The 26,220-nt window shown below is 38.6% G+C and carries 23 protein-coding genes, 6 tRNA genes and 1 riboswitch; of the genes, 7 read left to right on the top strand and 22 right to left on the bottom strand.

The annotated features are described in order from the left end of the window. Positions 1-78: 78 nt before the first annotated feature. The 14 genes from rpoB to EVJ47_02630 form a co-directional block, all read right to left on the bottom strand. Positions 79-4,251 (bottom strand): DNA-directed RNA polymerase subunit beta, encoded by a 4,173-nt coding sequence (rpoB, locus tag EVJ47_02565; GenBank protein ID RZD15175.1) that lies wholly within the window; start codon positions 4,249-4,251, stop codon positions 79-81. 49 nt (positions 4,252-4,300) lie between these two features. Beyond that, a complete protein-coding gene (locus tag EVJ47_02570) occupies positions 4,301-4,687 on the bottom strand; it encodes a 50S ribosomal protein L7/L12 (GenBank protein RZD15176.1) in 387 nt (128 codons plus the stop codon). A gap of 100 nt (positions 4,688-4,787) precedes the next feature. Next, positions 4,788-5,303: a 50S ribosomal protein L10 gene (locus tag EVJ47_02575; protein RZD15177.1), complete on the bottom strand. Its 516-nt coding sequence runs from the start codon at positions 5,301-5,303 to the stop codon at positions 4,788-4,790. Positions 5,304-5,457: 154 nt separating this feature from the next. Further along, entirely contained in the window at positions 5,458-6,168 is a 711-nt protein-coding gene (locus EVJ47_02580) for a 50S ribosomal protein L1 (GenBank protein RZD15178.1), read from the bottom strand. Between the two features lie 16 nt (positions 6,169-6,184). Beyond that, the gene (gene rplK / locus EVJ47_02585; protein RZD15179.1) at positions 6,185-6,613 is read right to left on the bottom strand and encodes a 50S ribosomal protein L11; all 429 of its coding nucleotides are present in this window, start codon (positions 6,611-6,613) and stop codon (positions 6,185-6,187) included. Between the two features lie 66 nt (positions 6,614-6,679). Continuing rightward, the gene (gene nusG / locus EVJ47_02590; protein RZD15549.1) at positions 6,680-7,297 is read right to left on the bottom strand and encodes a transcription termination/antitermination protein NusG; all 618 of its coding nucleotides are present in this window, start codon (positions 7,295-7,297) and stop codon (positions 6,680-6,682) included. A gap of 79 nt (positions 7,298-7,376) precedes the next feature. Further along, positions 7,377-7,625: a preprotein translocase subunit SecE gene (gene secE / locus EVJ47_02595; GenBank protein RZD15180.1), complete on the bottom strand. Its 249-nt coding sequence runs from the start codon at positions 7,623-7,625 to the stop codon at positions 7,377-7,379. 15 nt (positions 7,626-7,640) lie between these two features. After that, positions 7,641-7,717 (bottom strand) — tRNA-Trp (locus tag EVJ47_02600). Positions 7,718-7,733: 16 nt separating this feature from the next. Next, on the bottom strand, positions 7,734-7,883 hold the full coding sequence (gene rpmG / locus EVJ47_02605) for a 50S ribosomal protein L33 (GenBank protein RZD15181.1): 150 nt from the start codon (positions 7,881-7,883) through the stop codon (positions 7,734-7,736). 69 nt (positions 7,884-7,952) lie between these two features. Next, a complete protein-coding gene (gene tuf, locus EVJ47_02610) occupies positions 7,953-9,143 on the bottom strand; it encodes an elongation factor Tu (GenBank protein ID RZD15182.1) in 1,191 nt (396 codons plus the stop codon). A gap of 43 nt (positions 9,144-9,186) precedes the next feature. Beyond that, positions 9,187-9,261 (bottom strand) — tRNA-Thr (locus EVJ47_02615). A gap of 19 nt (positions 9,262-9,280) precedes the next feature. After that, positions 9,281-9,357 (bottom strand) — tRNA-Gly (locus tag EVJ47_02620). Positions 9,358-9,424: 67 nt separating this feature from the next. Continuing rightward, a tRNA-Tyr gene (locus tag EVJ47_02625) sits at positions 9,425-9,510 on the bottom strand. A gap of 17 nt (positions 9,511-9,527) precedes the next feature. Beyond that, a tRNA-Thr gene (locus tag EVJ47_02630) sits at positions 9,528-9,602 on the bottom strand. Positions 9,603-10,023: 421 nt separating this feature from the next. Here EVJ47_02630 and EVJ47_02635 point away from each other — a divergent pair. Together EVJ47_02635 and EVJ47_02640 are read left to right on the top strand one after the other, a co-directional pair. Next, complete coding sequence (locus EVJ47_02635) at positions 10,024-10,797, top strand: DUF481 domain-containing protein (GenBank protein RZD15183.1); 774 nt, start codon at positions 10,024-10,026, stop codon at positions 10,795-10,797. Between the two features lie 106 nt (positions 10,798-10,903). Next, positions 10,904-11,680, top strand: a complete 777-nt coding sequence (locus EVJ47_02640; protein RZD15184.1) for a hypothetical protein — start codon at positions 10,904-10,906, stop codon at positions 11,678-11,680. Between the two features lie 45 nt (positions 11,681-11,725). On the opposite strand, the gene EVJ47_02645 is transcribed toward EVJ47_02640, so the two are convergent. Together EVJ47_02645 and EVJ47_02650 are read right to left on the bottom strand one after the other, a co-directional pair. Continuing rightward, entirely contained in the window at positions 11,726-14,095 is a 2,370-nt protein-coding gene (locus EVJ47_02645; protein RZD15185.1) for a glucan 1,4-alpha-glucosidase, read from the bottom strand. 120 nt (positions 14,096-14,215) lie between these two features. Further along, complete coding sequence (locus EVJ47_02650) at positions 14,216-15,001, bottom strand: glucose 1-dehydrogenase (GenBank protein RZD15186.1); 786 nt, start codon at positions 14,999-15,001, stop codon at positions 14,216-14,218. A 369-nt stretch (positions 15,002-15,370) separates the two neighbouring features. Beyond that, positions 15,371-15,572, top strand: a riboswitch (cobalamin riboswitch). A 22-nt stretch (positions 15,573-15,594) separates the two neighbouring features. Here EVJ47_02650 and EVJ47_02655 point away from each other — a divergent pair. Then, positions 15,595-16,623, top strand: coding sequence for a HoxN/HupN/NixA family nickel/cobalt transporter (locus EVJ47_02655; GenBank protein ID RZD15187.1), 1,029 nt, complete (start codon positions 15,595-15,597; stop codon positions 16,621-16,623). A 408-nt stretch (positions 16,624-17,031) separates the two neighbouring features. On the opposite strand, the gene EVJ47_02660 is transcribed toward EVJ47_02655, so the two are convergent. After that, the gene (locus tag EVJ47_02660; GenBank protein RZD15188.1) at positions 17,032-17,952 is read right to left on the bottom strand and encodes a LysR family transcriptional regulator; all 921 of its coding nucleotides are present in this window, start codon (positions 17,950-17,952) and stop codon (positions 17,032-17,034) included. A gap of 167 nt (positions 17,953-18,119) precedes the next feature. Between EVJ47_02660 and EVJ47_02665 the strand changes: the two genes are divergently transcribed. Next, a complete protein-coding gene (locus EVJ47_02665; protein RZD15189.1) occupies positions 18,120-19,019 on the top strand; it encodes a DMT family transporter in 900 nt (299 codons plus the stop codon). 209 nt (positions 19,020-19,228) lie between these two features. Here the strand turns inward: EVJ47_02665 and EVJ47_02670 are convergent, their stop codons facing one another. From EVJ47_02670 to EVJ47_02685, 4 genes are all read right to left on the bottom strand, one after another. Beyond that, complete coding sequence (locus EVJ47_02670) at positions 19,229-19,483, bottom strand: type II toxin-antitoxin system RelE/ParE family toxin (protein ID RZD15190.1); 255 nt, start codon at positions 19,481-19,483, stop codon at positions 19,229-19,231. After that, a complete protein-coding gene (locus tag EVJ47_02675) occupies positions 19,476-19,673 on the bottom strand; it encodes a hypothetical protein (GenBank protein ID RZD15191.1) in 198 nt (65 codons plus the stop codon). The genes EVJ47_02670 and EVJ47_02675 overlap by 8 nt, the downstream gene beginning before the upstream one ends. Positions 19,674-20,254: 581 nt before the next feature. Then, positions 20,255-20,330, bottom strand: a tRNA-His gene (locus EVJ47_02680). A 66-nt stretch (positions 20,331-20,396) separates the two neighbouring features. Then, positions 20,397-20,828, bottom strand: coding sequence for a DoxX family membrane protein (locus tag EVJ47_02685; protein ID RZD15192.1), 432 nt, complete (start codon positions 20,826-20,828; stop codon positions 20,397-20,399). Positions 20,829-20,998: 170 nt separating this feature from the next. Between EVJ47_02685 and EVJ47_02690 the strand changes: the two genes are divergently transcribed. The 3 genes from EVJ47_02690 (at position 20,999) to EVJ47_02700 (ending at position 24,682) form a co-directional block, all read left to right on the top strand. Further along, positions 20,999-21,415 (top strand): hypothetical protein, encoded by a 417-nt coding sequence (locus tag EVJ47_02690; GenBank protein RZD15193.1) that lies wholly within the window; start codon positions 20,999-21,001, stop codon positions 21,413-21,415. 139 nt (positions 21,416-21,554) lie between these two features. Next, complete coding sequence (tal, locus tag EVJ47_02695; GenBank protein ID RZD15194.1) at positions 21,555-22,700, top strand: transaldolase; 1,146 nt, start codon at positions 21,555-21,557, stop codon at positions 22,698-22,700. A 47-nt stretch (positions 22,701-22,747) separates the two neighbouring features. Further along, complete coding sequence (locus EVJ47_02700) at positions 22,748-24,682, top strand: transketolase (protein RZD15195.1); 1,935 nt, start codon at positions 22,748-22,750, stop codon at positions 24,680-24,682. A 5-nt stretch (positions 24,683-24,687) separates the two neighbouring features. Here the strand turns inward: EVJ47_02700 and zwf are convergent, their stop codons facing one another. Next, the gene (gene zwf / locus EVJ47_02705; GenBank protein ID RZD15196.1) at positions 24,688-26,187 is read right to left on the bottom strand and encodes a glucose-6-phosphate dehydrogenase; all 1,500 of its coding nucleotides are present in this window, start codon (positions 26,185-26,187) and stop codon (positions 24,688-24,690) included. Between the last annotated feature and the right edge of the window lie 33 nt (positions 26,188-26,220).

Below are 26,220 nucleotides of genomic sequence, written 5' to 3' on the forward strand. Positions count from 1 at the left end.
TCGTCTTCGGAAATATCATTCAGGCTAATCGTAAGGGTGGCATCCTTATTGTCATTACTATAATTATCTATATCGTCATCAATTGACATTTTCTCCCTCCTTTAACAACTCGACATTCAGGCATAGACTCTGCAACTCTTTAATAAGAACATTAAACGACTCAGGAAGCCCTACCTTAAAAGATGTATTCCCTTTTACAATCGCTTCATACATTCTTGTCCTTCCGACGGAATCATCCGATTTAACCGTAAGAAACTCTTGAAGAGTATGAGCGGCTCCATAGGCCTCCATTGCCCATACCTCCATTTCTCCCAATCTCTGTCCTCCAAACTGCGCTTTTCCGCCTAACGGCTGCTGAGTTACCAATGAATAAGGACCTGTTGACCTCGCATGTATCTTATCATCGACTAAATGATGGAGTTTAAGCATATACATTATGCCGACGGTAACCTTCCTGTCGAACGGTTCACCCGATCTCCCGTCATAAAGCGTAACCTGTCCCGTTTCTTCTACGCCCGAAAGTTTAAGGTAATTCCTAATTTCGCTTTCTTTTGCCCCGTCAAAAATAGGGGTTGCCATATAAACCCCGTTCTTATATTTTTTTGCAAGTTCTATGACCTCATCTCCATTTAATCCTTTAATAAATTGAACCATCGTAGGGTCGTTAAAAATCGCCAATAATTTTTCTCTAACCTTTTCCGGACCAAAATTTTCTTCTATAATCTTATTGATTTGAATACCTAAATTATGCGCAGCCCAACCCAGATGAACCTCTAAAATTTGTCCGACATTCATTCTGGAAGGAACCCCAAGAGGGTTTAGCACCATATCGACTATCCTTCCGTCTTTCATAAACGGCATATCGTTAAGGGGCAGTATTCTGGAAACCACGCCCTTATTTCCGTGTCTTCCCGCCATTTTATCCCCTACGGATAATCTTCTTTTAATAGCAATATAAACCTTTATCGTTTTAAGAACGCCAGGGGGAAGTTCATCGCCTCTTTGCATTCTTGTGATTTTATCCTCGTAAAATCCTTTCAAAAGGTCGATATCTTCTAATGATTCATCGTCTATCTTTTTTAATTTATCATATATATTTTTAGCATTGCCCTCAAATTCTATATTAAAAATATCGTCTCTGGTAAGCTTGGAAACTATATTTTCCGTCAATATATCCCCTTTTTTAAGGTACACAGGCTTATGTCCAGATGAAAGTGCCGTATTTGAACCGCATTTTTTATTTTGTACCACTCCGCGCATCTTCTCAAGGGCGTTATCCGAAATAGACAATATCTTATCGTCCAATTCCGCAATAAGATTTGCTACCTCGCTGTCTTCAATCTCCTTTGCCCTAAAGTCTTTTTCAATGCCCTTTCTCGAAAATACCCTGACATCGACAACGACGCCGGAAACACCCGGAGGAACCCTTAATGATGTATCTTTAACTTCCTTTGCCTTTTCCCCGAATATAGCTCTTAAAAGTTTTTCTTCGGGCGTAAGAACCGTTTCCCCTTTCGGGGTAACCTTGCCCGCCAATATATCCTGAGCTTTAACCTCCGCGCCTATTCTGATAATCCCGTTTTCATCCAAATTTCTTAAGGCATCTTCGCCTACATTAGGAATATCTGAAGTAATTTCCTCCTTGCCTGATTTTGTTTCCCTGCATGCTACTTCAAATTCTTCTATATGGATAGATGTAAACGCATCTTCATGTAATAATTTTTCGCTTATTAATATCGAATCCTCAAAGTTATAGCCGTTCCAAGGCATAAACGAAACCAGGACATTATGCCCGAGAGCCAACTCTCCGTCTTTTGTCGATGCGCCGTCCGCAATAATTTGTCCGGCAATAACCCTGTCCCCCGCCTTAACCAACGGTCTTTGATTTAAACATGTATTTTGATTCGATCTTTGAAATTTTACAAGGTTATAAATAGAGACAGGATCATTATCTTCTTTGCTTTCGGTTAATTCACCGTCACGATTTATATAAATCTTTGTCGAATCTACATAACTGACTATGCCGTTATGTTCCGCTACGACACAAACACCCGAGTCTTTTGCCACAATTTTTTCGATACCTGTTCCGATAATCGGAGGATCGGGCATTAATAACGGTACGCCCTGCCTTTGCATATTGGAACCCATTAAAGCACGGTTAGCATCGTCATGCTCCAAAAATGGGATTAACGAGGTAGCAACCGAAACAAGCTGCATTGGGGAAACATCGATGTAATCGACCTCATTTGGGTAAACCATCACCGTTTCTCCGCTTCTCCTGACAGGAATCAATTCATTTACAAGATAGCCGTTTTTGTCTATTTCCGCATTAGCCTGGGCTATAACATATTTTTCCTCTTCCATAGCCGTCAGAAAATCAACATCGTCGGTTACCATAGCGCCTTTCTCCGCGACCTTAACTTTTCGGTAAGGGGTCTCAATAAACCCATATTCATTGACTCTTGCATAAGAAGATAGAGAGGCTATAAGTCCGATATTCGGCCCTTCAGGTGTTTCGATAGGACAAATCCTGCCGTAATGGGTTGGATGAACATCCCTGACTTCAAATCCTGCCCTTTCCCTTGTCAGGCCGCCGGGTCCAAGCGCAGAAAGACGTCTCTTATGAGTGATTTCGGAAAGCGGATTCGTTTGATCCATAAATTGGGACAACTGGCTTCTTCCAAAAAATTCTTTTATCAGCGAATTAACGGGCTTAGGATTAATAAGGTCATTGGGCATTAAAGAGTCAAGTTTTTGCGTGGTCATTCTCTCCTTAATGGCCCTTTCCATTCTTACGAGACCTATTCTAAATTGATTTTCCAGTAACTCTCCCACAGCTTTTACCCTTCTGTTTCCAAGATGGTCGATATCGTCTATTATTCCTCTGCCGTCTTTGAGCTCCATTAAATATTTTAAGACATTTAGAATATCGTCCGGAAACAATACCCTGTCGTCAAGGCTTTTATTCAGATTCAATTTATTATTTATTTTAAGCCTTCCGACCTCGGACAAATCATATCTCTCAGGGTTAAAAAACATATTTTCGAAATAGGATGTTGCGGATATAAGGTTCGGCGGATCTCCTGGTCTCATTCTCTTGTAAATATCGATAACGGCATCATCCTTAGAATTTATTTTATCGGCCAATATCGTATCTAATATCGAGGAAGATACATTTATATTATCAATGAAATAGACGCTAAACTCATTTATGCCAAGATTTTTGAAAACCTCTAAAAGATTGGATGTTACGGGTTGAACCGATTTGGCAATAGTCTCTCCATCCTTTGCAACATCTTTCGTAAGGTACTTCCCTATAACTTCGGATTCATCGCAAGGCAAAAACTCAACCCCTGCTTCTTCAAGTTTATCTATTAAGAGTTTTGTTATTCTTCTGTTTTTCTTGATTAAAACTTCTTTTGTTTTCGGGTTAATAATGTCTTCGCTTGCCCTTGTCTGCGTCAGAAAATCCTTCGGCATTCTCCTGAAATATTTCCCGTTAATGAGCTTAAATACTTCATGTTGATAAAAACTGCCAAGAATATCGTCTCTTGAATATCCCACCGCTTTAAGCAAAATAGTCGCAGGGAATTTTCTTTTTCTGTCTATTCTGGCAAAAATCATGTCCCTCTGGTCGAATTCAAAATCCAGCCATGACCCCCTGTAAGGTATAACCCTCGCAGTATAAAAAGGTCTTCCCTGGGTATGGCTTCTTATCTTGTCATTATCGTAGAAAACCCCGGGAGACCTTTGCAACTGGCTTACGATTACCCTTTCGATTCCGTTAATAATAAAAGATCCATTTTGGGTCATTAGCGGTATTTCACCAAAATATACTTCTTGTTCCTTGATATCCTTAATTTCTCTTTGCACATTTTTCCCGTTCAAATCGGAATCAAGTTCAAAGGTCACAAGGTCAAAAAGGACTTTCAGGGATGCGCTATAAGTCAGTCCCTTCTGTTTACATTCGAAAATGCTATATTTTGGTTCGCCGATAGTGTAGCCCATAAATTCTAAAGAAAAATTTTTACTTAACCCTTCTATGGGAAAAACAGATTTAAAAACTCCTTGAAGCCCGTTATTCGCTCTTTTATCTTGAGGTATATCCTTTTGCAGAAATCTCTCATAAGACTTTCTTTGAACTTCAAGAAGGTTAGGGGTATTTATTACCCTTTTAATTCTGGAAAAATCCTTTCTTAAAATTATGGGAACACTGCCTTCCAAATTAAATTGCAATTTTGTTTTTGCCATTTATGATTTAAACTCCCGTCTTAACTCACTTAAATATAATATATTTTATTTATTTAACCGAAACTTTAGCGCCAACTTCTTCAAGCTTTGCTCTCATTTTATCGGCTTCTTCCTTATTAACGGCATTTTTTAAAGGTTTCGGAGCGCCGTCAACAAGATCTTTCGCCTCCTTTAACCCTAAGCTTGTCAGCTCCCTTACGACTTTAATAACCTGAATTTTATTTGCACCTGCATTCTCAAGAATGACATCAAATTCGGTTTTTTCTTCAGCTTGGGCAGGAGCCGCTTCAGCCTTTGCTCCTCCGGCCGGGGCAGCCATGGCAAATTGGTCGGCCTTGACTCCAAATTTTTCTTCTATCTCTTTAATAAGATCATTCAATTCGATTACAGAAACATTTTCAATGTAGCTTAATACATCATCTTTAGTTACAGCCATTATTATTTCCTCCGATATTTAAAATATAATTTTAAAATTAAATAAAAAAATTTGTCATTTCAAAAGAAGCGCCGAATCCATATAACATAAGGTAAATTTATTATGCAGATTTTTTAGCTTCCACAGCTTGAAGAATTCTTATTAAATTTACGACAGGCGCTCTAAGCGTAAAAACAAGGCGTACTTCAGGAGATTTTATAACAGAAATAAATCTCGATATTAAAATATCCTTGGAAGGCAAAGTCGCAAGAGTGGTAATTCTACTCTTATCCAATATCGTCTGGTAATATCCTGCTTTAATCTCGATATTTTCAGGATTTTCCTGCGCAAACTTTAAAAGCGCTTTTGAGCTTGCCATTGGGTCATTTGTAAAAATCAAGAAATTAGGGCCTTCGAGATGACCGGAAATGGCTTCCGCATACGTTTGCTTAAACGCTATGCGGCTTAAAGTATTTTTGAATACTTTAAGAAGGGCGCCATGGCTTCGCATCTCTTTCCTTAATAGACTGAATTTTTCGACATTAAGCCCATGGTATTTACTTATAAAAATACCCTGACTATTATTAAGATTCTGTTTTAAAAATTCAATCTCTTGATTTTTTTTCTCTTTTTTCAATTTTTTCTCCCCTCCTTTCTTTTAAATTTTCTCTTACGATTTTGTCAATACAACAATATAAGAGCAATTAAAAGAAAATCAGGTTGATAATGCCCTTTTTTTGTCTATGGCAGGATTTATAAACCTGCCGTCATTGACAAACTTAAATAATTTATTACATTATTTCGTTTCTAAGTTTAATGATATCTAAATGAACACCCGGCCCCATCGTGGATGAAAGAGAAATCTTTTTGATATATACGCCTTTGCTGGAAGCCGGTTTCAGCCGGTTTATAGTTTCGATAAGCGCCATAAAATTATCCTTAAGTTTTAATGACCCAAAAGAAACCTTTCCTAAGGATGCGTGTAAAATACCGCTTTTTTCGGCTTTAAACTCTATCTTACCCTCTTTAAGCTCTTTTACAACTTTCCCTACATCAAAAGTGACTGTCCCAACTTTTGGATTGGGCATTAAGCCCCTTGGACCTAATATTTTACCAAGCTTGCCGACACTTGCCATCATATCGGGGGTCGCAACGACCCTGTTGAAATCCATAAACCCTTGCTGTACCTTAGTTATCATGTCTTCCTGTCCGACATAATCCGCTCCGGCCGTCAATGCCTCCCTCTCCTTTTCCCCTTTTGCAAAAACAAGAATTTTAACCTCTTTCCCCGTTCCGTGAGGTAAAAGCACAGACCCTCTAACCTGCTGATCATTTTTCTTCACATCTATGCCGAGATTTATTGCAATATCAACCGACTCGTCAAATTTTACATAATGCGAATCTACGACGGCATTGAATGCCTCATCTATCGTATAATTCTTATTTTTATCTATACCCAATTTTTTAGAAGCTTCTAAATATTTTTTTCCTCTCAGTGTCATTCTGACATATCCTCCTTTAATCTATGACATCTATACCCATGCTTCGGGCTGTTCCTTCAATAGTTTTAACAGCCTGCTCAAGTTCATTAGCATTAAGATCCTGCATTTTAGTTTTTGCAATTTCTCTTACTTTAGTTCTGTTTATAGTCGCAACTTTATTTTTATTTGGTTGATTCGAACCCTTTTCTATACCGGAAGCCTGCTTTAGCAAAATGGAAGCTGGCGGAGTTTTTAAAATAAAATCAAACGACCTATCGGCGTATATGGTTAAAACAACAGGTATAACGGTTCCTTCCTGCGATTTTGTCCGTTCATTGAATTGTTTGCAAAATTCCATTATATTAACACCGTGCTGACCTAACGCAGGTCCGACAGGAGGAGCGGGGTTAGCTTTTCCGCCCACGATTTGCAATTTAACCAAAGCTTGAATTTTTTTTACAGCCATAATCTTTTTCCTCTGTTATTAAATCTTAATATATCTATAATTAATTATATAATAATTTTATATTAACTAATTTCTCTCAACCTGCGTAAAATCTAATTCTACCGGGGTAGCCCTGCCGAAAATGGAAACAAGAACCTCGAGCTTGCTCTTATCAGGCTTTATATCGTCTATTGTTCCATTAAACCCTGAGAATGGCCCCTCCGTGATTTTGACGATATCGCCCTTAGAAAACTCAATTTTTGCCTTCGGCCTTTTGATTCCCTCGGTTATTTGAGCTATTATCTTATCCATCTCGGATTCATCGACCGCCATAGGATTTAATTGGTCTCCGACAAAGCCTGTAACCTTTGGAGTTCCTTTAAGCAAATGCCATGAATCGGTATTTACATTCATATTTACAAAAATGTAACCCGGAAAAAACTTTCTTTTAACCTTTTTTTTTCCGCCTTTTACATTTTTTTCTATAACATCTTCCTTTGGGATAATAATATCGCCAAAATACTTTTTTAGCCCGCTCGATGCAATTCTCTCTTCAAGGGCTAACTTCACATGGTCTTCAAAGCCGGAGTAGGTATGAACGGCATACCATTTTTTCTGGATACCGTCATCGTTCAAGGTATCTACATTTACATTAGCATCGCTGGAATCTACGGCATGATTTTCGGTTATTTTTTCGTCATCCATCATTTTTAATATCTAAAACCTTTTTTATGTAAAACTCTAAGATTATTTTAATTTACTTATTTTTTCTTATTCTCTTATTCTATATAATATGGAAAAAATAAGAAAAAACTTTAGCAAAAAGCATATCGATAAGACCAAGAAAAGCGGTCACAAGTACTATAAAAATAACTACGACATATGTGGTCTTTGTAGCCTTATCTTTATCAGGCCATATAATTTTGCCAAGCTCCGATCTTACTTCATATAAATATTGCTTCGCTTTTTTTATAAACTCCGAAACAGGATTGCTTACCATCTTTACATATCCCAAAATAGTATTTTCTCTCATTTTATATTCGCATAATGGCAGGCCAGGAGGGATTCGAACCCCCAACACTCGGATTTGGAGTCCGACGCTCTAGCCGTTGGAGCTACTGGCCTATTTAAAAAATTATTATTATTTTGTTTCCTTATGTATAGTATGAGTCTTGCAAAACTTGCAATACTTTTTTAAATTTAATTTTTCCGTGGTAAGTTTTTTATTTTTGGTGGTTGTATAATTTCTCTGTTTGCATTCGCTGCATGCAAGCGTTATTATTTCTCTCATTATTTATTTATTACCTCTTTTTTACGATGGGGACAGACTTAAGCCTGTCCCTTTTCTAAATTGTTTAAATTACTCTATAACCTCGGTTATAACCCCTGCACCTACAGTATGTCCTCCCTCTCTTATGGCAAACCTTAATTCCTTTTCGGCGGCTATCGGGGTAATGAGTTCTACGCTCATAGAAACATTGTCTCCCGGCATTACCATTTCGACGCCTTCCGGCAGCGTGCAAACCCCTGTAACATCCGTAGTCCTGAAATAGAACTGCGGACGGTAGCCGTTGAAGAACGGGGTATGGCGGCCGCCTTCTTCCTTGGTAAGAACATATGCCTCTACCTTAAACCTCTTATGGGGGGTTATGGAACCGGGTTTGGACAAAACCATGCCCCTTTCCACCTCTTCGCGCTTCTTGCCCCTTAAAAGAACGCCTATGTTGTCGCCTGCCTGTCCTTCGTCCAAGAGCTTCCTGAACATTTCTACGCCTGTTACGACTGTTTTGGATGTCGGAAGTATTCCGACAAGTTCGATTTCATCTCCGACCTTGACTATGCCTCTTTCTACCCTGCCCGTTGCAACGGTTCCCCTTCCCGATATGGAAAATACATCCTCGACCGGCATAAGGAACGGCTTATCTATATCCCTTTTCGGAAGCGGAATATATTCATCGACGGCATTCATAAGGTCAACTATCTTCTGCGTCCATTCGTTATCCGACTCCGCCTCGAGGGCCTTAAGGGCGGAACCCTTTACTACGGGAACAGAGTCCCCGGGAAAGTTATAGGAGGTTAAAAGCTCTCTTACTTCGAGTTCGACAAGCTCGAGAAGTTCGGGGTCGTCCACCATATCGACCTTATTTAAAAATACGACTATATAGGGAACGCCGACCTGACGGGCTAAAAGTATATGCTCCCTCGTCTGGGGCATAGGGCCGTCGGCTGCGGAAACCACAAGTATGGCTCCGTCCATCTGGGCGGCGCCGGTAATCATATTCTTAACATAGTCGGCGTGTCCCGGACAGTCGACATGGGCATAGTGCCTTTTATCGGTAGAATATTCGACATGGGATGTGGCAATCGTAATACCCCTTTCCTTTTCTTCGGGCGCATTATCAATCTGGTCATACGATTTAAAGGAAGCCTGGCCTTTTCTCGAAAGAACCTTTGTAATAGCGGCGGTTAATGTGGTCTTGCCATGGTCAACATGACCTATCGTGCCTATATTGACATGCGGCTTTGATCTGTCAAATTTCTCTTTGGACATTTAGTTCCTCCTGTAAAAATTATTTATTATAATTTATAATTTGTGGAGCCCATGATCGGGATTGAACCGATGGCCTCTTCCTTACCAAGGAAGTGCTCCACCACTGAGCTACATGGGCATAAGTTATAGTTATAATATGGAGCGGGAAACGGGATTCGAACCCGCGACCCTCAGCTTGGAAGGCTGACGCTCTAGCCAACTGAGCTATTCCCGCAATGAAAAACCTCTTTTCTTAAATAATTTTAATATAATACCTTAATATAATACTGGTAATATAATACTGGTGGAGAGGGGAGGATTCGAACCTCCGTAGACTCGCGCCGACAGATTTACAGTCTGTTCCCTTTAGCCGCTCGGGCACCTCTCCGCTTTCCTTTTAAATTATGGAGCTGGCGATGGGAATCGAACCCGCAACCTGCTGATTACAAATCAGCTGCTCTACCATTGAGCTACGCCAGCTTAGCCTTTTCTTCGCAAAATACCCAATAATACCCAATTTAAGTTTAGAAACCTTAATCTTATCAAAAAATTAAATTAATTGTCAACATCTTTTTTAGCCCCAAATCCCGATTTAGAAATTTATTTTCTGGATTCCTGCTTTCGCAGGAATGACTTTGAGAGGATTTATTGTTTCACCCGTTGGGTGTCATTCCTGCGAAAGCAGGAATCCAGATTTACTTAACATTGGAATATATAAATATTTTCTAAATCGGGATTTGGATTAACCCCTATACTGCAATAGAAATTTATTTCCTATATTACATTATCCAACATTACGATGCCTAAATAGTTTCTAATATAGGATTTGGGTTAATATTATAGGTTGTTAAAAGAATTTATTGGCGATATAATAATTAAATTATACTATAATTTTTAAAATATGAGAAAATCAAAATCACTTAGAGCCCTAAAGACTAAAAATGCCGAAGCGGTTTTTGTATTCATTTTTATTTTACTCGCAAATTTAATCTTTTTCACTAAAATATCTTATGCAAATACAAAGACAAATAATAAAAATCTAAAAGCGGGCATCGGTCTTGGAATATCAAACACGACGGGAACGATTCCGTCATTTAATATAAATACGCGGGACTACCTAAAATACAAAAACTACCCATGGCATCATAAACTCAGGTTTGTTTACAATTACATAACAGAATATAGCCAGCTCAGTTATTTAAGGCTTATTACGCAAGAAAATTCATCTTATTATTTCAACAAAACTTCCTACATGTTTGCCGATGAAAGATTCGATAGGAATATTGTTACCGGATTCGGATACAGAATATACGAAAATATCGGCTACGGTAAAAAGTTTATTATTTCTAAAAATATGAATGCGTCCATAGAATTAGCGCCGGGATTAAGGCAGGAAAAAATTATCGGCGGTCCGTATTTTGGATCTGTTACGACAATGATTAGAGCGAAGTATCATTGGAAATTAAATAAAGGTGTCAAGTTTAAAGAGGAAATCACGGCATATCTCGCAAACAAAGGCGGCTCTTTTTACGAATCTTTAACTAAATTGAGCACGAAAATAGTAAAAAACATATATATTGCTATCTACTATGAACTTGAATATCAAACGCTTGTTCCTGCGGGATTTAAACCGTTTAATACAATATCGAGCATTAATATTAATGTTAAATTTTAATTATATATGTAATTATAATGCGCATATTACATATTATTATACAAGATTTATGCAAGGCAGGAAAATAACTTAACTTGGTTATGTTTATAGTTAAAATTTATCATAGATGAAAATATGGAGATTATATCTTTCTGAATTTATAGGAACGGCGCTGCTTATAAGTATAGGCGTTTCTTTTGTTATTCTCGATTTTGCCAAAGGAAGCCCTGTACCTGCAATGATTCCAAACGCCGGATTAAGGCGTATTATTACCGGCTTTTTGTTCGGAAGCACGGGAATGTTAATCACATTTTCGCCTGTCGGCAAATGGAGCGGCGCTCATATTAATCCGGCAGTAACACTCTCATTTTGGTTAAAAGGAAAAATTAAAACTTTTGTAGCCTTAGGCTATGTCATATCCCAGATTCTTGGCGGCATTGCCGGCGCCGCCGCTCTTCTCGCATGGGGAAAATTAGGAAAAAGGGTATTCTACGGAGCTACCTTTCCCGGAAAAGAAGGGGTCATTGCCGCAGTTATCGGAGAATCTATAACCACATTTCTTTTGATTACAGGTCTTTTTTTCTTTCTGGGACATAAAAAATTAAGACCTTATACCCCGGCTCTTTTTCCATTTCTATATGCCGTTATGGTTTATTTTGAGGCGCCTATTTCGGGAACAAGTACTAATCCCGCGCGCAGTCTGGGACCGTCTTTGGCATCTGGAATGTGGAGCGGGTGGTGGGTATATTGGATAGGTCCGTTCGCCGGCGTTTTTATTTCCCTTATTATACTTAATAAATGGGCTCCATGGCTCAAAATAGAAGTTGCCAAAATTTACCATTTTGAACACGACCCTTATAATATATTTAAAAATACGGAAAAACGCTTTAAGTCGTTAATTTAATATGGGATTAACATGGCGGGATGGGATGTTCCTCCAGATTTTCGCTTAAGTTTTTATTTGTACATTAAAATCACTTCCTTCCCAACGGTTGGCGTTTATCCAATAAAATGTAAAAGCTATTTCACCGTCCTCAGGAATATTAGAGGAAGGCAAATCGGCATAATAAACCCCGAAACCCGAATCTTTTGTTTGCGTATCTTTAACAGTATGCCAGCCGTCATCGCTCCAGTGGACCATGGCAGGGGAGAGGGTTTCGATGCGCAGTGTTTTGCCCTGAGGCATCTTATGCAGTTTATGATTAAAGCGCCACTGCATAAGACTGGATGTTACGCCGTTTTTAAGGTAACGGAAAACCGTCTGGGGAGGCATATCGAATACTCTTTCTTCCGTAAGCGAACGGACAAGTTTTAAATATTCTGCATGAGCCCATACCAAAGGCATCGCCGACCCCGTCGGACGGCCGAAAAAAAGACCCCGCCCGGGTATGTCGGGGCTGTCCCATACCTGTTCGGGCAAAAGTCCGATGCCGTCTGCCAGACCTTCCATAGTTTTGAGCAAACGCTCCGCTTCTTTGAAATTTCCGGCGGCTATTGCATAGTGGGTACGCTCGCCGGTGAGCAAAGGCCACAGCCGCCCTCTGCCCGTACCGTCAAAAGGCCTCCCGTCATCGTGTTCGCCGTAGCCGTCCCCGTTGTACCTATGCCAGCAGGGACCTGAAGGAGTTTCTACTTTAAGCAAAGTGTCTATAACCTTCAATGTGCTAAGTATCCGCTCATCGTCCGCATTCCTTAACCCAAAACGAACCAGAGCTAAAGCATCGGTGCACACTACGGAGGCAATATGAGGATAACAGGAAGCGGGGGGCCGGTTTTTAATACATATAATATCATCGCCTTCTTCAAAATCGGGAGGGGTAACCCTTACATAATAACCCTTAACCCCCGTTTTATCCGCAAGTTCCCCTCCTTTTACATAAAGCCAGCGGTCTATGCATGAATACCATGCATCTGCGGTTTCACGCAGATAAGGAGCTGCACCTTCTTCGCCCGCTAATTCGGCAAGTTCGGCGCCGGTTATAAGGGCGGAAATTTCTGCTGCAAGAGTAAAAGGGGTATATCCTCCGTTTTCTTCCCAGCGGTCCTGTTGAGTAACAGGACCATTTTTCGCAATATAACTAAGTGCTTTTTTTATCATGGGCCAAAAACGGCCAATGTCGCTTTCGAAAAGTGCCGTCTCCCTGCGGGCAAGGTCAAAAAGCAGAATGGGCAAGGCTGTTTCATCCATCTGTATGCCGCTCCAATACGGAAAGCCGTCAATCCACATATTTTGCGGCCAATGCCCGTCCAATTCCTGAGTCGATTCAAGATAAACGAGTAAATTCCTCACTTCCGTTTTAATGCCTGCGGCGATAAGACCGCCTGCGGATTGCACCATATCACGCGGCCAAATCAGGTGATAACCGCCAAGATCCCCATCTCCCTTAGAAAAACCCCATGGTACGGCAAGGCTTGCAAGAATAGCTCCTGGAACATATTTAGAACTGTGTGCAAGAATAACCATAGCGCTTATTGAAAAAAGTTTGTGTTTTTCGGCATAAAAAACCGGTTTTTGCCTCTGCCAAAATTGCCGCCATGCTCCGCTATAAGAATCAAGAAGGTTTTGAAAGCCCTCATTAAGGGATGCCCTCGATTGCTGTGCGGCTTCTGAAGGATTGCGTCCAAATCCGAGCGCTAAAACAAAAGTATCGTTTTTAAGGTCTATCTCGCCCGTAAGCGCCACATTGCCGTTTTCCGCTCTTGTATAAAGAGAGGCAAGGTAGCCGTTGCGGATTAAGTCCTGCCACCCATCGGAAAATCCGACAAAACCTACCGAACATGCTTTAAAGCAGGTATTATTCATAAGACAAAGGGAAGTATTATGGCGGGAGGCAAAAAGCCCCGTAATTCCTTTGTAATCACTAACCCATGCCGTATTGCCTGCGCCGTAATTGCCGATATGCGAACCCATAATTACATAAAGCCTGTAATTTCCGGGTTTTAATGGAGTAAACTTTCCTCTTATAAGAACTACGGGTCTATCGGGATCGGTTATAATATCTTTTTCGAAGCGGTAATATCCCCTGTCGCAGACACTTTCGAGATGATAAGCAGGAACTCCGGTATAAAGAAGCGACGACGAATGGGCGGCGTGCCGTTTTTCTTCGGAAAAAAAACCATCGTCCGCCGTAACAATAAAGCCGAGATCACGAATGGCGGCTTCGTCTATTCTCGGAGAATAGACTTCATTAAGGATGCCGTGGGAAATAGTAAACCAGACGGGACTTCCTTTAAAAGCGGTTCCAACTCCGCTTTTATTAGCGCTAGTCCACCTTCCAGGAATTCCCGGCCATCCCGGGGCAGAAATTGACTCCGACATTCTTTATAATCCTCTTAATTTTCCGTTTATCGTTATTATTTGTTATTTGCTTTTATTAAATTAAAGATTAAATTAAATCCTAATTTTTTATTTTTAATTAATTTAATTAATTAGGGTTAGTTAGCCCCCATGCGTAAAATTAGAATAATCAATCATAGCCCCATCCACGAATATCGTACTTCCCGTTACATAAGAAGCGTAATCGGAAACCAAAAAAGCGGCTACCCGGGCTACTTCTTCACATTCCCCCATTCTTCCAAGCGGTATTTTTTTAAGAAGATTATTAAGGGTTTCCGGATTATCCCAAACATTTTGGTTAATAGGCGTTTTAATTGCGCCGGGGGCTAAAGACATTATTCTTATTCCTAAAGAGCCGACTTCCTGCGCCATAGTTTTTGTCAGCATGGATAAGCCCGCTTTTGCAGCCGTATATCCGCTGTAACCGCTCCACGGAATATTTTCATGTACCGAAGTTATATTTAAAATTACGCCTCTTTTTTGGATTACCATATATTTTAAAGCCTCCCTGGAGCAATAAAACGGCCCGAATAGATTAATTTTTACTACCTTTTCCCACTCGGCTATATCCGATTCCCACACAAGGGAGCGGGTTCCGTCGATTCCGGCATTATTTACGAGAATATCTATCCCACCCCATTCTTTTATAAAAGCATTCATCATTGCTTCAACCGAACCCGCATCCGAAACATCGGATTGCAAGGTAAGCACATCGCCGCCTGTCTTTTTTATCTCCGAGGCAATTTCCCCTGCCGCTTCCGCTTCCGAATGGTAATTAAGGCCTATCATTGCCCCGTCGGCTGCAAACTCCTTGGCAATAACCTCGCCAAGCCCCGAACTTGCGCCTGTAATTAAAGCTCTCTTGCCTTTTAAATTAATATTCATAATTAAAATCCCAATATAATATTATTTTACCTATTTTTCTTTTATCTTAATCGCCGCCGCTTAATTTATTAAATGATTCTTTAATAAATCACATATTAAAAGTATACACCCATTTTCTATTTTATGTAAGCTGAAATCGCTTCAAGGTCGTCAGCGGCTTCAAATGTCCGGATTATTTTTCGAGCCATTTCGACATTTTCTTTTCGATTTCATTTTCTTCGTAAACGCGCCCTTATTCCTCGTCCTTCAAGCCGCGTTCGATTTAGTGTATTACATATAAAAGATATGAAAAAAATCCATAAAAAAATCCTTGACACTAATTATTTATGTATGCTAATATTTTGGCAAATCGTTCTTTGTAAATAAATATTAACCAAACTTTATCTTAAAAGTTTAGGGAAACAGGTGTAAATCCTGTACTGTACCCGCAGCCGTGATAACTTATAACGGGCTTTTTATTCTAAACCGTTATTAAGAATATTCCGATATGCCACTGGCAAGATTAATATTTGCCGGGAAGGCGGAATGTTCCCATGTTTAAGCCGGAAGACCTGCTTTTAGATAACATTTTAATTTAATTAGCGGGAGGTCTAATTATGTTTTCACGCCTTTTTAATTCTTTTAGTTTTAAACAAAGAGCCATTCTTCTTTACGCTTTATTAATTTCCTATCTGTTAGTTTCCGTAGTCATCTTAATCGACAGATCACGAGAATTCCCTACTATGCTGAGCCTCGGCGCGCTCGCCTTTTTCTTCGGTTTAAAGCACGCCTTAGACGCCGACCATATTGCTGCGATAGATAATACCACGAGAAAAATAATGAATGACGGAAAAAAGCCCGTCGGAGTCGGATTCTTTTTTTCGCTGGGACATTCCGTTTCCGTTTTTGTCTTAACTATAATTACCATAATAATAGGAAAATTTGTGGTTAAGGCATATCCTGAATTGGGCGATATAGGCGGTTTGATAGGCACGGGCGTTTCTGCATTGTTTTTGTATCTTATCGCTTTTATGAACGTTATCATCTTAATAAGCATCATTAAGATTGCAAAGGATTTTAAAAACCTAAAAAATAAAAAAATCGAAGAAGAACTGCTGAAAAGAGGGTTTATGTTCCGGTATTTCAGCGGAATTATGAAGCTTATAACGTCGAGCTGGCAGATGTTCTTTGTAGGAGTGTTATTCGGCATCGGCTTCGATACCGCAAGCGAGGTCGCGATACTGTCGATGTCCGCTTTATTCGCTTCATCAGGACATCCGTTTATAGATGTTATGATATTGCCTTTAATATTTTCGGCAGGCATGATGATGCTTGACTCTACCGACGGCGTTATAATGCAGTATGCTTATAGCTGGGCTTTTTTAAATCCGGTAAGAAAAATCTTTTATAATATCTCCATTACAAGCATTTCCGTTTTTTTGGCATTCTGCATAGGAACGATAGAATGGCTTCAGGTTATAGGAATGGAATTTAATCTGAGGGGAGAGCCGTGGGATTTTTTCAATAATGTTTCATTCGGAATGTTGGGCGGCGCTATCGCTATAATATTGACGTCCGCATGGCTTCTATCCTTAGCCGTGTATAAATTAAGCAGGGTAGAAGAAAGATATAACGGGGGCGAATGAAAATAATGATAAATCCGACGATTGATTTTAAAAAAAACCTATAGGCTGTTTTTAACTCTGGATTATATTTATATTCGTACAGTTTGTTTATTTGCTGCCGCCCGCGCATGCATCGGACTACAGTTCAAATTATACTGCCGGTTCTAAAGACTCTTTTTTATCCCTCGTCCTTCAAGCCGCGTTCGATTTAGTGTATTACATATAAATGATACTGTATATCTTTTAAAGTGCAGTTATCCGGCAAGCGCTTTAGAAGGTCGGCAACTTCATTTTTGACCGTCTGCATTTTTTTCTCCGCTAAAGATTTACTCACGTTATTTATATACTGTATTTATTATAGTATTAATAATACATAATAATGGAGCCGAATTTATTTATCCGCAAATGTTGAAACCTTCCATGTTATTATTAATATGTTATTTCATTTTCTATAAATTTACTGTCTGTCAATATATTATTTTTTATCCATTTCAAGGTAACTGCAACAAAAGCTGAAGTAGCGGGAGAAAGATCTGAAAACGGCATTATAGACGCAAGACCTATCCTGCGTTTTAAAATAGGTTTAAGCGGCAAAATTTTAACATTAGGTATATATTCAGGTAATGCAAATTTTGGCATTATAGCTATCCCCAGTCCTTCTTTAACCATAGCCAATAGCGTTCCTATATTGCTTACTTTGTATTTCCACGGCGGAAGTTTTCCGGTTAACGACTTAAACGCTTTTTTTACTAATAACTGGCAGTTACTGTTCCATGTTATCATCATGGAATATTTAGTTAATTCCTCAATGCTAATTGAATTTTGAGTCGCCAAAGTATGGGCTTCGGATAAAACCACCATCATATCATCGGATATTATAGGAATTGTTTCAAGAGTATCATACGGAAATGTAATAAATCCCACATCTATCGTGCGGGATACGATCCAGTCTCTTATTTCTCCCTCTGTCCCTTCAAAAATTTTTAAATCAATTTTAGGATATCTTAATTTAAATAAACGGATTATTCCGGGGAGAAAATTAGTAGAAACGCCTTCAAAACTTCCGATTTTAACTTGTCCTGCCTGCAGTTTTAACGAAGCGCTAACTTCCTGTTTTATATACTCCATATTTGCAACAATAGCGCGTGCGTGTTTGAGTATTTTAACACCTGTTTCCGTGGGGTAAATCCCGTCTTTTCCTCGATGAATGAGTTTTATATCTAATTCAGACTCTAAATCTGCTATTGAGTGACTTACCGCAGATTGGGTGATATAAAGTTCGTCTGCCGCCATTGAAAAATTTTTTAATTCAATGATTTTGATTAAAATTATTAATTGATTTAATGTCATGAGTTTTTTCTCATATTTTATGAATACTATTCATTTTATTTATAAATTATTTATATGATAACATAATTTTAAATCAAATAAAAAATATATATAAAATTTTGAAATTATTTATATTTCTAAATAGATTTTGACTATTAATTTAAACTAAACTGCATGGAATTTCTTTTATGAATCGTTTAAAGTTCATTATATTAATTGTGTTATCCACTGCGCTGATGGGGTCAGCTTTTTCAGTAATTAAAATGGGCGATATGTATGCATCGCCTTTAATGTTTGCCGCGATACGTTTCATTCTGGCCGGGCTATTGTTATCTTTCATTGTAGGACTTATGCGGATGCCTCATCCAAAACATTCAAGCGAATGGTTTTACGTTGCACTGATTGGATTTTTTCAAACAACAGGTGTTTTTGGAGCTATTTTTTTGAGTTTGCGCACCATCACTGCGGGAGAATCATCTATTTTAATATTCGTAAACCCCATATTAGTTGTTTTATTTAGTGCGTTTATCGGCATACGATATCGTTTGCTTCAGTGGTTTGGGGTCATTGTTGGCTTTATCGGAGTAGTAATATTAATTGGATTTCACCCTTATTATCAAGTAGGCGTGTGGATAGCACTGTCAGGTGCGGTATTTTGGGCTATAACCACATTATTGGTTAAGCGGGTGGCCAGTTTTATAAACATTTGGGTGCTGACCGCTTATCAAATGCTGATTGGAGGAATACTGCTGCTTTTTATCAGTGAAATTTTTGGGCATCCATATGTCATTTTAAATTTTTCATTTGTTTTAATCGTTCTTTGGCTTGCAATTATGAGCTCCATTGTGCAATTTGGAATCTGGTTTTATTTAATTCAAAAAAACAACCCCGGGAAGGTCAGCTCTTTTTTATTTTTAGCTCCGCTGTTCGGAGTTTTGTCCGGATTAATTTTATTAAGGGAACCTGTCACTTTGCAAATAATTTTAGGCGGCTTTTTTATTTTGTTGGGTATATTTCTTGTCAATAGTACTGAATCCCAACGAACAATATTGGAAAAAGCGGAGGTTGAAACAGAAGGCAACCCTTAAATAATTACTAACGCAAAAAAAGAGTCAAAAAACGTATTGTGGAAAAGGTATCCGATTTATTTTTTTTAATACTTTATGAAAATCAAAGAGGACATGGATAAATTTATTGCCGATAAGAGGACTCCAAGCGATGCCAAACAAAACTGAAAAATATTAAGCGGCATCGCGTCCCTGATTTTCCGAAACTAAAAGAGAGTGTATAACCGGCTCTATTTCTTATAAATGTTTCTTCTATGGCCAACGGCCTGAATGAGGAGAGACTCGTCTTTAATCGTGTAGATAACTCTATAATCTCCTATCCTGAACTTGTAAACCCCCGATAAGTCTCCTGAAAGGGGCAGGGGAATTATATTGTCGAAGCGTTCCGAGAACCACGATATTTTACTTAGTATGCGCTTTGCTACAGGCTTATCGAGCCTGCCGAGGTCTTCTAATGCGTTCTCGGTCCATTCGGCATTATGCAAACCTTTTCAGCGCCTCCGCGTGGGATATTTTTTTGGAAGGATTTTTTAACCTGCGTTCCAGTTCGACTTTGAATTCCTCATCAAGATGTAAACCGGAATCAGGGTCGCCAAGCAGTTCAACAACCTTTTCCTCTATTATCTGGTTCAGGTCGTCAATCGTAATGTTGTTAATTTTATCAATATTCTTCATATGGGTATTATAACATAAAAATTACCGGCCCGAAATTTATCTTCGCTTCTTTTTTATTTTTATTTTTTTCCAACGACATCAATGCAAGTTTTCTCTCGAGCCGGTAATTTTTAATGTCAAGCGGCACGATTGCCGATAATGTTTTGTCTTTAAAGAAAGGAAAAAATGCCTGGCGGCAATAATTTTACGCTCTATAGCTTTTTTGGAATTACCGTTATTTTTCAAGTAATTTTGCCATGCGGCCAAAAATAAAAGGCTCTTGTTTCTATTAGTCAGCAGACTATTTTCCCTTTTAATAATATCGTTCTTAACGGATATTTCAATCTGTTCGACAAGCTTGCGGTCGGCAGTTTTGCATGAGTGCCTGTATCTTTTTCCCCCGAACAGGAAATCGTAATAATAAAACTTGCGTATTTTATAATAGCCGTATTTTACCCATCTCCACGGGCTTTTTGACTATTATATCACCCATGTAAAAATTCCGCCATAAAAAGACAAAAATGGGTAAAAAACGATATTATTTGATTAAATATGATAAAGGTTTGAAAACAGGAAAGCCTTATGAAATATGCGGTTTTAAGTGGGGTGGATGACAGGTTTTGAACCTGCGACCACCGGAGTCACAATCCGGGGCTCTACCAGCTGAGCTACATCCACCATAAGAGAGATACTATATATTTTATTTTATCAAAATTCAATTTAAAATTAAATATTTTTTTAAACTTAAAATAATGCATCTATTCCTAACGCCCTTCCTGAACCTGTAAATATTATCACCAATTCGCACATTATAAAGGTAAGATTTATCGCCAACTCTGCAGGACCCATCCAGAACATCGCCAGAAGATAATTAAGGTTTAGAAAAATACCGACAAAACCCGCGATTCCGGTTAAAAACCCTGCCGTCAAAAAAATCCCCGCGAATAACTCTCCCATAACTATTAATATAGCAAACAAAAACGCGTTTGGAATAACAAAATGATTTAAAAATATAACATAAAGCCGTAAGGGGTCATGACTTGCAAAATATGAAAGCCTGCTATGAAAATTGGAAAAGAAAAACGGACTTAATTTAGAGTGGACGGCATAAAGAAAATAAATACCTATATATATCCGCAAAAAAGCATTCCACACACTTGAATTTTTAGCCGCCATAAAAATACCTTAACTTATTATCGTTAATTTGAGATTATATTACAATTTATAATTAATAGTACGGTGCGCAACGATAAATAATGCGATTTTCAAATCTTTCAATCCCAAATTTTATATTAATCTAAATTTTTAATATTTAATATCAAAAATAATATCACGAAAAATTAATTATGTCTATTGCCCCGCGAATTATTTTTTATGATATAATCTTTATTGTGAATAAAATATTTGTGGTTCATGAACATCATGCAAGCCACTTACATTGGGACTTAAGGCTTGAAGAAAACGGGGTTTTAATTTCTTTTGCCTTACCTAAAGAACCTCCGTTAGAACATGGAAAAAGGAACCTTGCGATAAAAGTTGAAGATCATCCGCTTTCTTATGCAAATTTCGAAGGCATAATTCCCGAAGGTCATTACGGCGCAGGAACCGTTAAAATTTGGGATAACGGGACTTATAGAACCATAAAAAAAGACAATTCTAAGTATATCCTTAATTTTAACGGTGAAAAAATGGACGGTGAATATACCTTGCTAAAGTTCGATAAGGCAGGAGAAAATCACTGGCTATTTTTTAAAAATAAATAATAAATGTTTCCCGATAACTAAATTAATCCCTGATTATAATGCATACGCCCATTTTGCATAAACTATAATAAACTATTCGGTTGGATAAATTTATACGATTTATAAATATGTATATAATTTAATTCTATAAGGAGATGGAATGAAAGCCGATTTCTTAATTTCTAAAAAGGAACAATTTAGAAAGTTAATTTCATATGGTCAAAGCCCGTGGCTTGACAATATATCGAGGTGCCTGATAGACTCCGGCGAACTTGAGCAATTGGTTAAAAACGGCATAATTACCGGAATAACATCCAATCCTTCTATTTTTGAAAAATCTATAAATTCCGGAAAATGCGGATACCCTGAGTTAATTAAAAAACTCTCGTCGGAAAAATTAGATTCCTTTACCATATACGACATCATCACGCGCGAAGACATCAAAAAAGCCGCTAAAATCCTTTTGCCCGTTTTTAAAAAAACCGGCGGAAACGACGGATTCGTCAGCATAGAGGTCCCCCCCAATATCGCGACAAATATTGAAACATCGATAAGCGAGGCCCAAAGAATATTTGCGCTTATAAACGAAAAAAATGTTCTGATAAAAATACCCGCCACAAAAGAAGGACTTGAAATTATCCCGATACTGCTGTCCAAAGGCATAAATGTTAATGTTACATTGATGTTTTCGGTAAACCACTATACTCAAGTGGCAAATGCTTACATAAAAGGCATTAAAAAGGCTTCAGAAAATGGAATAGATTTAAAAAACATTCATTCCGTCGCAAGCATTTTTATAAGCAGGATTGATACAATGGTGGATAGACAATTGGAGGAATTGATTAAAAATACAAACGACTCTTCCATAAAAGAAAAAATTACAAATTTGTTGGGAAAAGCCGGCGTCGCAAATGCAAAAATTATTTTTAAAAAATACGGCGATATTTTTGATAACGGCGGCGAATTTGCCTCCCTGAAAAAAAAAGGCGCTAATATTCAGAGGCTTTTATGGGCAAGCACAAGTACGAAAAATCCGGCTTATTATGACTTAAAATATGTCGAACCTTTAATCGGTAAAAATACTATAAATACTCTGCCCGATGAAACTATCCTGCATATTGCGGAACATGGAAATTTGATTCCGGAAACCGCATCCGAAGATATTGATTATTCGATGCATATAAACGAAGAATTATTGAAAATAGGCATAGATTTAAATGAGGTCGGCGAAAAATTGCAATTGAACGGGGTTAAATCGTTTGAAGATTCCTATGAAAAGCTGCTTAAATCGATTGAGAATATTTAAATTAATTATTTTAAATTTATTTTAATTTTAAGGAGGCGCCTGCGGTAATGGAAATTAATAAAGGGTTTGGGAGGAAAGAATTGTCGGGAGAAGAAATCGAATTTTTAAAGAATTTTACAAAAAAATGCAGGGGAGATATTTTAAGAATGACCACGCTCGCCGCTTCAGGGCACCCCGGCGGTTCGATGTCCTCAATCGACATATATGCCGTTTTATACGGATTTTGCAATGTTGACCCGTCAAACCCGTTTAAACAAGACAGGGATAGAATAGTGATAAGCCACGGACACACAACGCCGGGCGCTTACTCCGCTCTCGGCAATTACGGATTTTTCGACATAGAAGACGCAATTTTAAATTTTAGAAGCGCGGGGTCTCCTTTTGAAGGCCATGTCGAAAAAACGGTTCCCGGAATAGAATGGAATACCGGCAATCTTGGACAGGGTCTTTCGGCCGCCTGCGGATTCGCATTAAATTCAAGATTGAATAATTTAAAATATAATGTTTACTGCGTTATGGGCGACGGAGAGCAAACAAAGGGCCAGATAGGCGAGGCAAGAAGATTTGCGGTAAAATACAAATTAAATAACCTGACTGTCATAGTAGATAAAAACGGACTGCAAATCGGCGGAAAAACATCCGAAGTAATGCCCGATAATATAAAAGAAAATTTTGAGGCGGATGGGTTTCATGTCATAGAAATAGACGGGCATAATTTTAACGAGATATATTCTGCTGTGAAAAAAGCTAATGAATTTGCCTCCCCTGTTGTCATTATCGCAAATACGATAATGGGAAAAGGTGTATCCTTTATGGAAAATCAGGCTAAATATCACGGCGCGGCACTAAGTCCGGCTGATTGCAAAAAGGCGTTGGCCGAACTTGGAGAACCGGAAAATATCGATGAACTCGGAGGTAAAAAGAAATTAGGTTTGCCTATTAAGCCCTTAAAAGAAAAGAAAAACAATTTTTTGATTTCAAACGCCGGCAATAAAAACATAATTTATACAAGGGAGAAAAACACGGACAATCGTTCTGCGTTCGGCAACGCGCTGTACGATATAGCAAAAAATTATAAAGAACAAAATAATTCCCCGAATATCCCTTTTGCCGTGTTCGACTGCGATTTAGAAGGCTCGGTTAAAACCGGCGCGTTCAGGAATGCCTTCCCCGATAATTTCTTCGAATCGGGCATAGAGGAACATAATACCGCCGTTATTTCAGGCGCGCTGTCAACCGAAAACATCCTTACCTTCTTCGCCGACTTCGGCGTCTTCGGAATAGACGAAGTTTATAACCAGCAAAGGCTGAACGATATAAATCACACAAACTTAAAGGTGGTATGCACTCATTGCGGAATAGATGTAGGAGAAGACGGCAAAACGCATCAATGCATCGATTATTTCGGCGTGATTAACTCAACATTCGGGTTTAAGGTCATAATCCCGGCAGACCCGAATCAAACGGACAGGGCAGTAAGGCATATTGCTTCTAATGCGGGCAATTTTGCGCTGATTATGGGGCGGTCGGTTATTCCGGTTATATTGGATGAGGAGAACAAGCCATTTTTCGGGGATGGTTATAATTTTAGGTACGGAAAAATGGATATTATCAGAAATGGAAGGGATTTAACTATAATATCTTCGGGAAATATGCTGACGCACGCGTTAAAAGGATACGAAATGCTTAAAAAAGACGGAATAAACCCGATGCTTCTAAATGTTTCCTGCCCGAGCGACATAGACACGGAAGACTTGCGTCTTGCCGCAAAAACCGGCTTCATAGTTACGATAGAAGACCACAATATAAAAAACGGCATTGGGACGGTTTTAGGGTCGATGCTTGCCGAGAACGGAATTTCCGTAAAATTTAGAAAACTGGGGGCTAAATTCTACAGTTCTTCGGGAAAGCCCGATGAGTTATACAAATTGGCAGGTTTATCGCCGCAGGATTTATATAATTTTGTTAAAAAAGAAATATAAATGAATTAATTATTATTCCACACCCTGCCATCGGCATTAATCAGGTCATCTGCTTCTTTCGGCCCCCATGACCCGGCTTCATAGTTTGGAAATGCGGGAGGTTCTATTTTTGACCACCCGTTTATTATGGATGTGATAAATTGCCATGCGATAAGCGTATCGTCGTATCTTGCAAAAAGAGTCTGATCGCCGACAATTATGTCATATATAAGTCTTTCATAAGCTTCCGGGGGAGAAAGTTTAAATGACGATTTATAATTAAATACCATATTTACAGGTTCTATATCCATTTTAAACCCGGGCGTCTTGGCGCCGAAATTTATCGATATGCCTTCATTCGGTTGAATCGTAATTATTATAGAATTTTGTTTAATTTTTTCCATTCCGTCTTTTCCGTAAAGGCTGTAAGGCAGCTTTTTAAAAAACACCGCTATCTCGGTTTTATGCTTTTTTAATCTTTTACCCGACCTCAGGTAAAACGGAACCCCCGCCCATCTATAATTATCTACGAAAAGCCGTAAAGCCGCATATGTATCGGTATTCGAATTCTGCGGTATTCCTTCCTCTTCTTTGTAGCTTATTACAGGCTTATTGGCGATAAATCCTCTGTCGTATTGCCCCCTGACTACAAAATTTTTTACATCGTTTAAACTGAAAGGCCTTATGCTTTTCAATAGTTTCGCCTTCTCGTTTCTTATATCGTCGGCATGGAAAATAGCGGGCGGTTCTATTGCAACGGATGATAATAACTGCATCATATGATTTTGCATCATATCCCTTATAATGCCGGATTTATCAAAATAGCCGGCTCTGAACCCTACCCCGATAGGTTCCAATGCCGATATTTGTATATGGTCTATATATTTATTGTTCCACAGGGGTTCAAAAATAGCGTTCGAAAACCTGAAAGCAAATATATTTTGAACGGTTTCTTTTCCAAGATAATGGTCTATCCTGTAAACTTCTTCTTCTTTAAACACGGAAAGAAGTTTACTGTTTAAATCTTTCGCGCTTTCGTAATCGTAGCCAAACGGCTTTTCGACGACAATCCTTGAAAAGTTATCCCCTTTAAATTCGCTTGAAGTAAGATTTGCGCTTCGAATGCCGTCAATTATTTTAATATAAACATTCGGCGGGGTGGAAAGGTAATAAACGATATTTTTAGGTATATTATATTCCGAAGCCTTAGATTTAACGAATTTGCCCAATTCCTTATAACTCGATTCATCATCGTATTTTGACTTCAGATAAAATATATGCTTTGAAAAATTTAAAAAATCATCTTCATTTATGGGTTTTTTCCTGCAATTCGCATTCAAAGCATCAAGGATTGTTTTTCGGAAAGTTTCATCGTCCATACCAGTCCTGGCAAATCCTGCAATGAAAAAACTATCGGGAAAAAACCCGTCCTCCCATAAGCTGTATAACGCGGGAAATATTTTAATATGCGCCAGATCTCCGCTTGCCCCGAAAATTACGATTATAGAAGGTTTTAGTTCTGCCATTACTGCACCCGCCTTTATTTTTATTTATTTTCT

Source organism: Candidatus Acidulodesulfobacterium ferriphilum (assembly GCA_004195035.1).
In the GTDB taxonomy this organism is placed as follows: domain Bacteria; phylum SZUA-79; class SZUA-79; order Acidulodesulfobacterales; family Acidulodesulfobacteraceae; genus Acidulodesulfobacterium; species Acidulodesulfobacterium ferriphilum.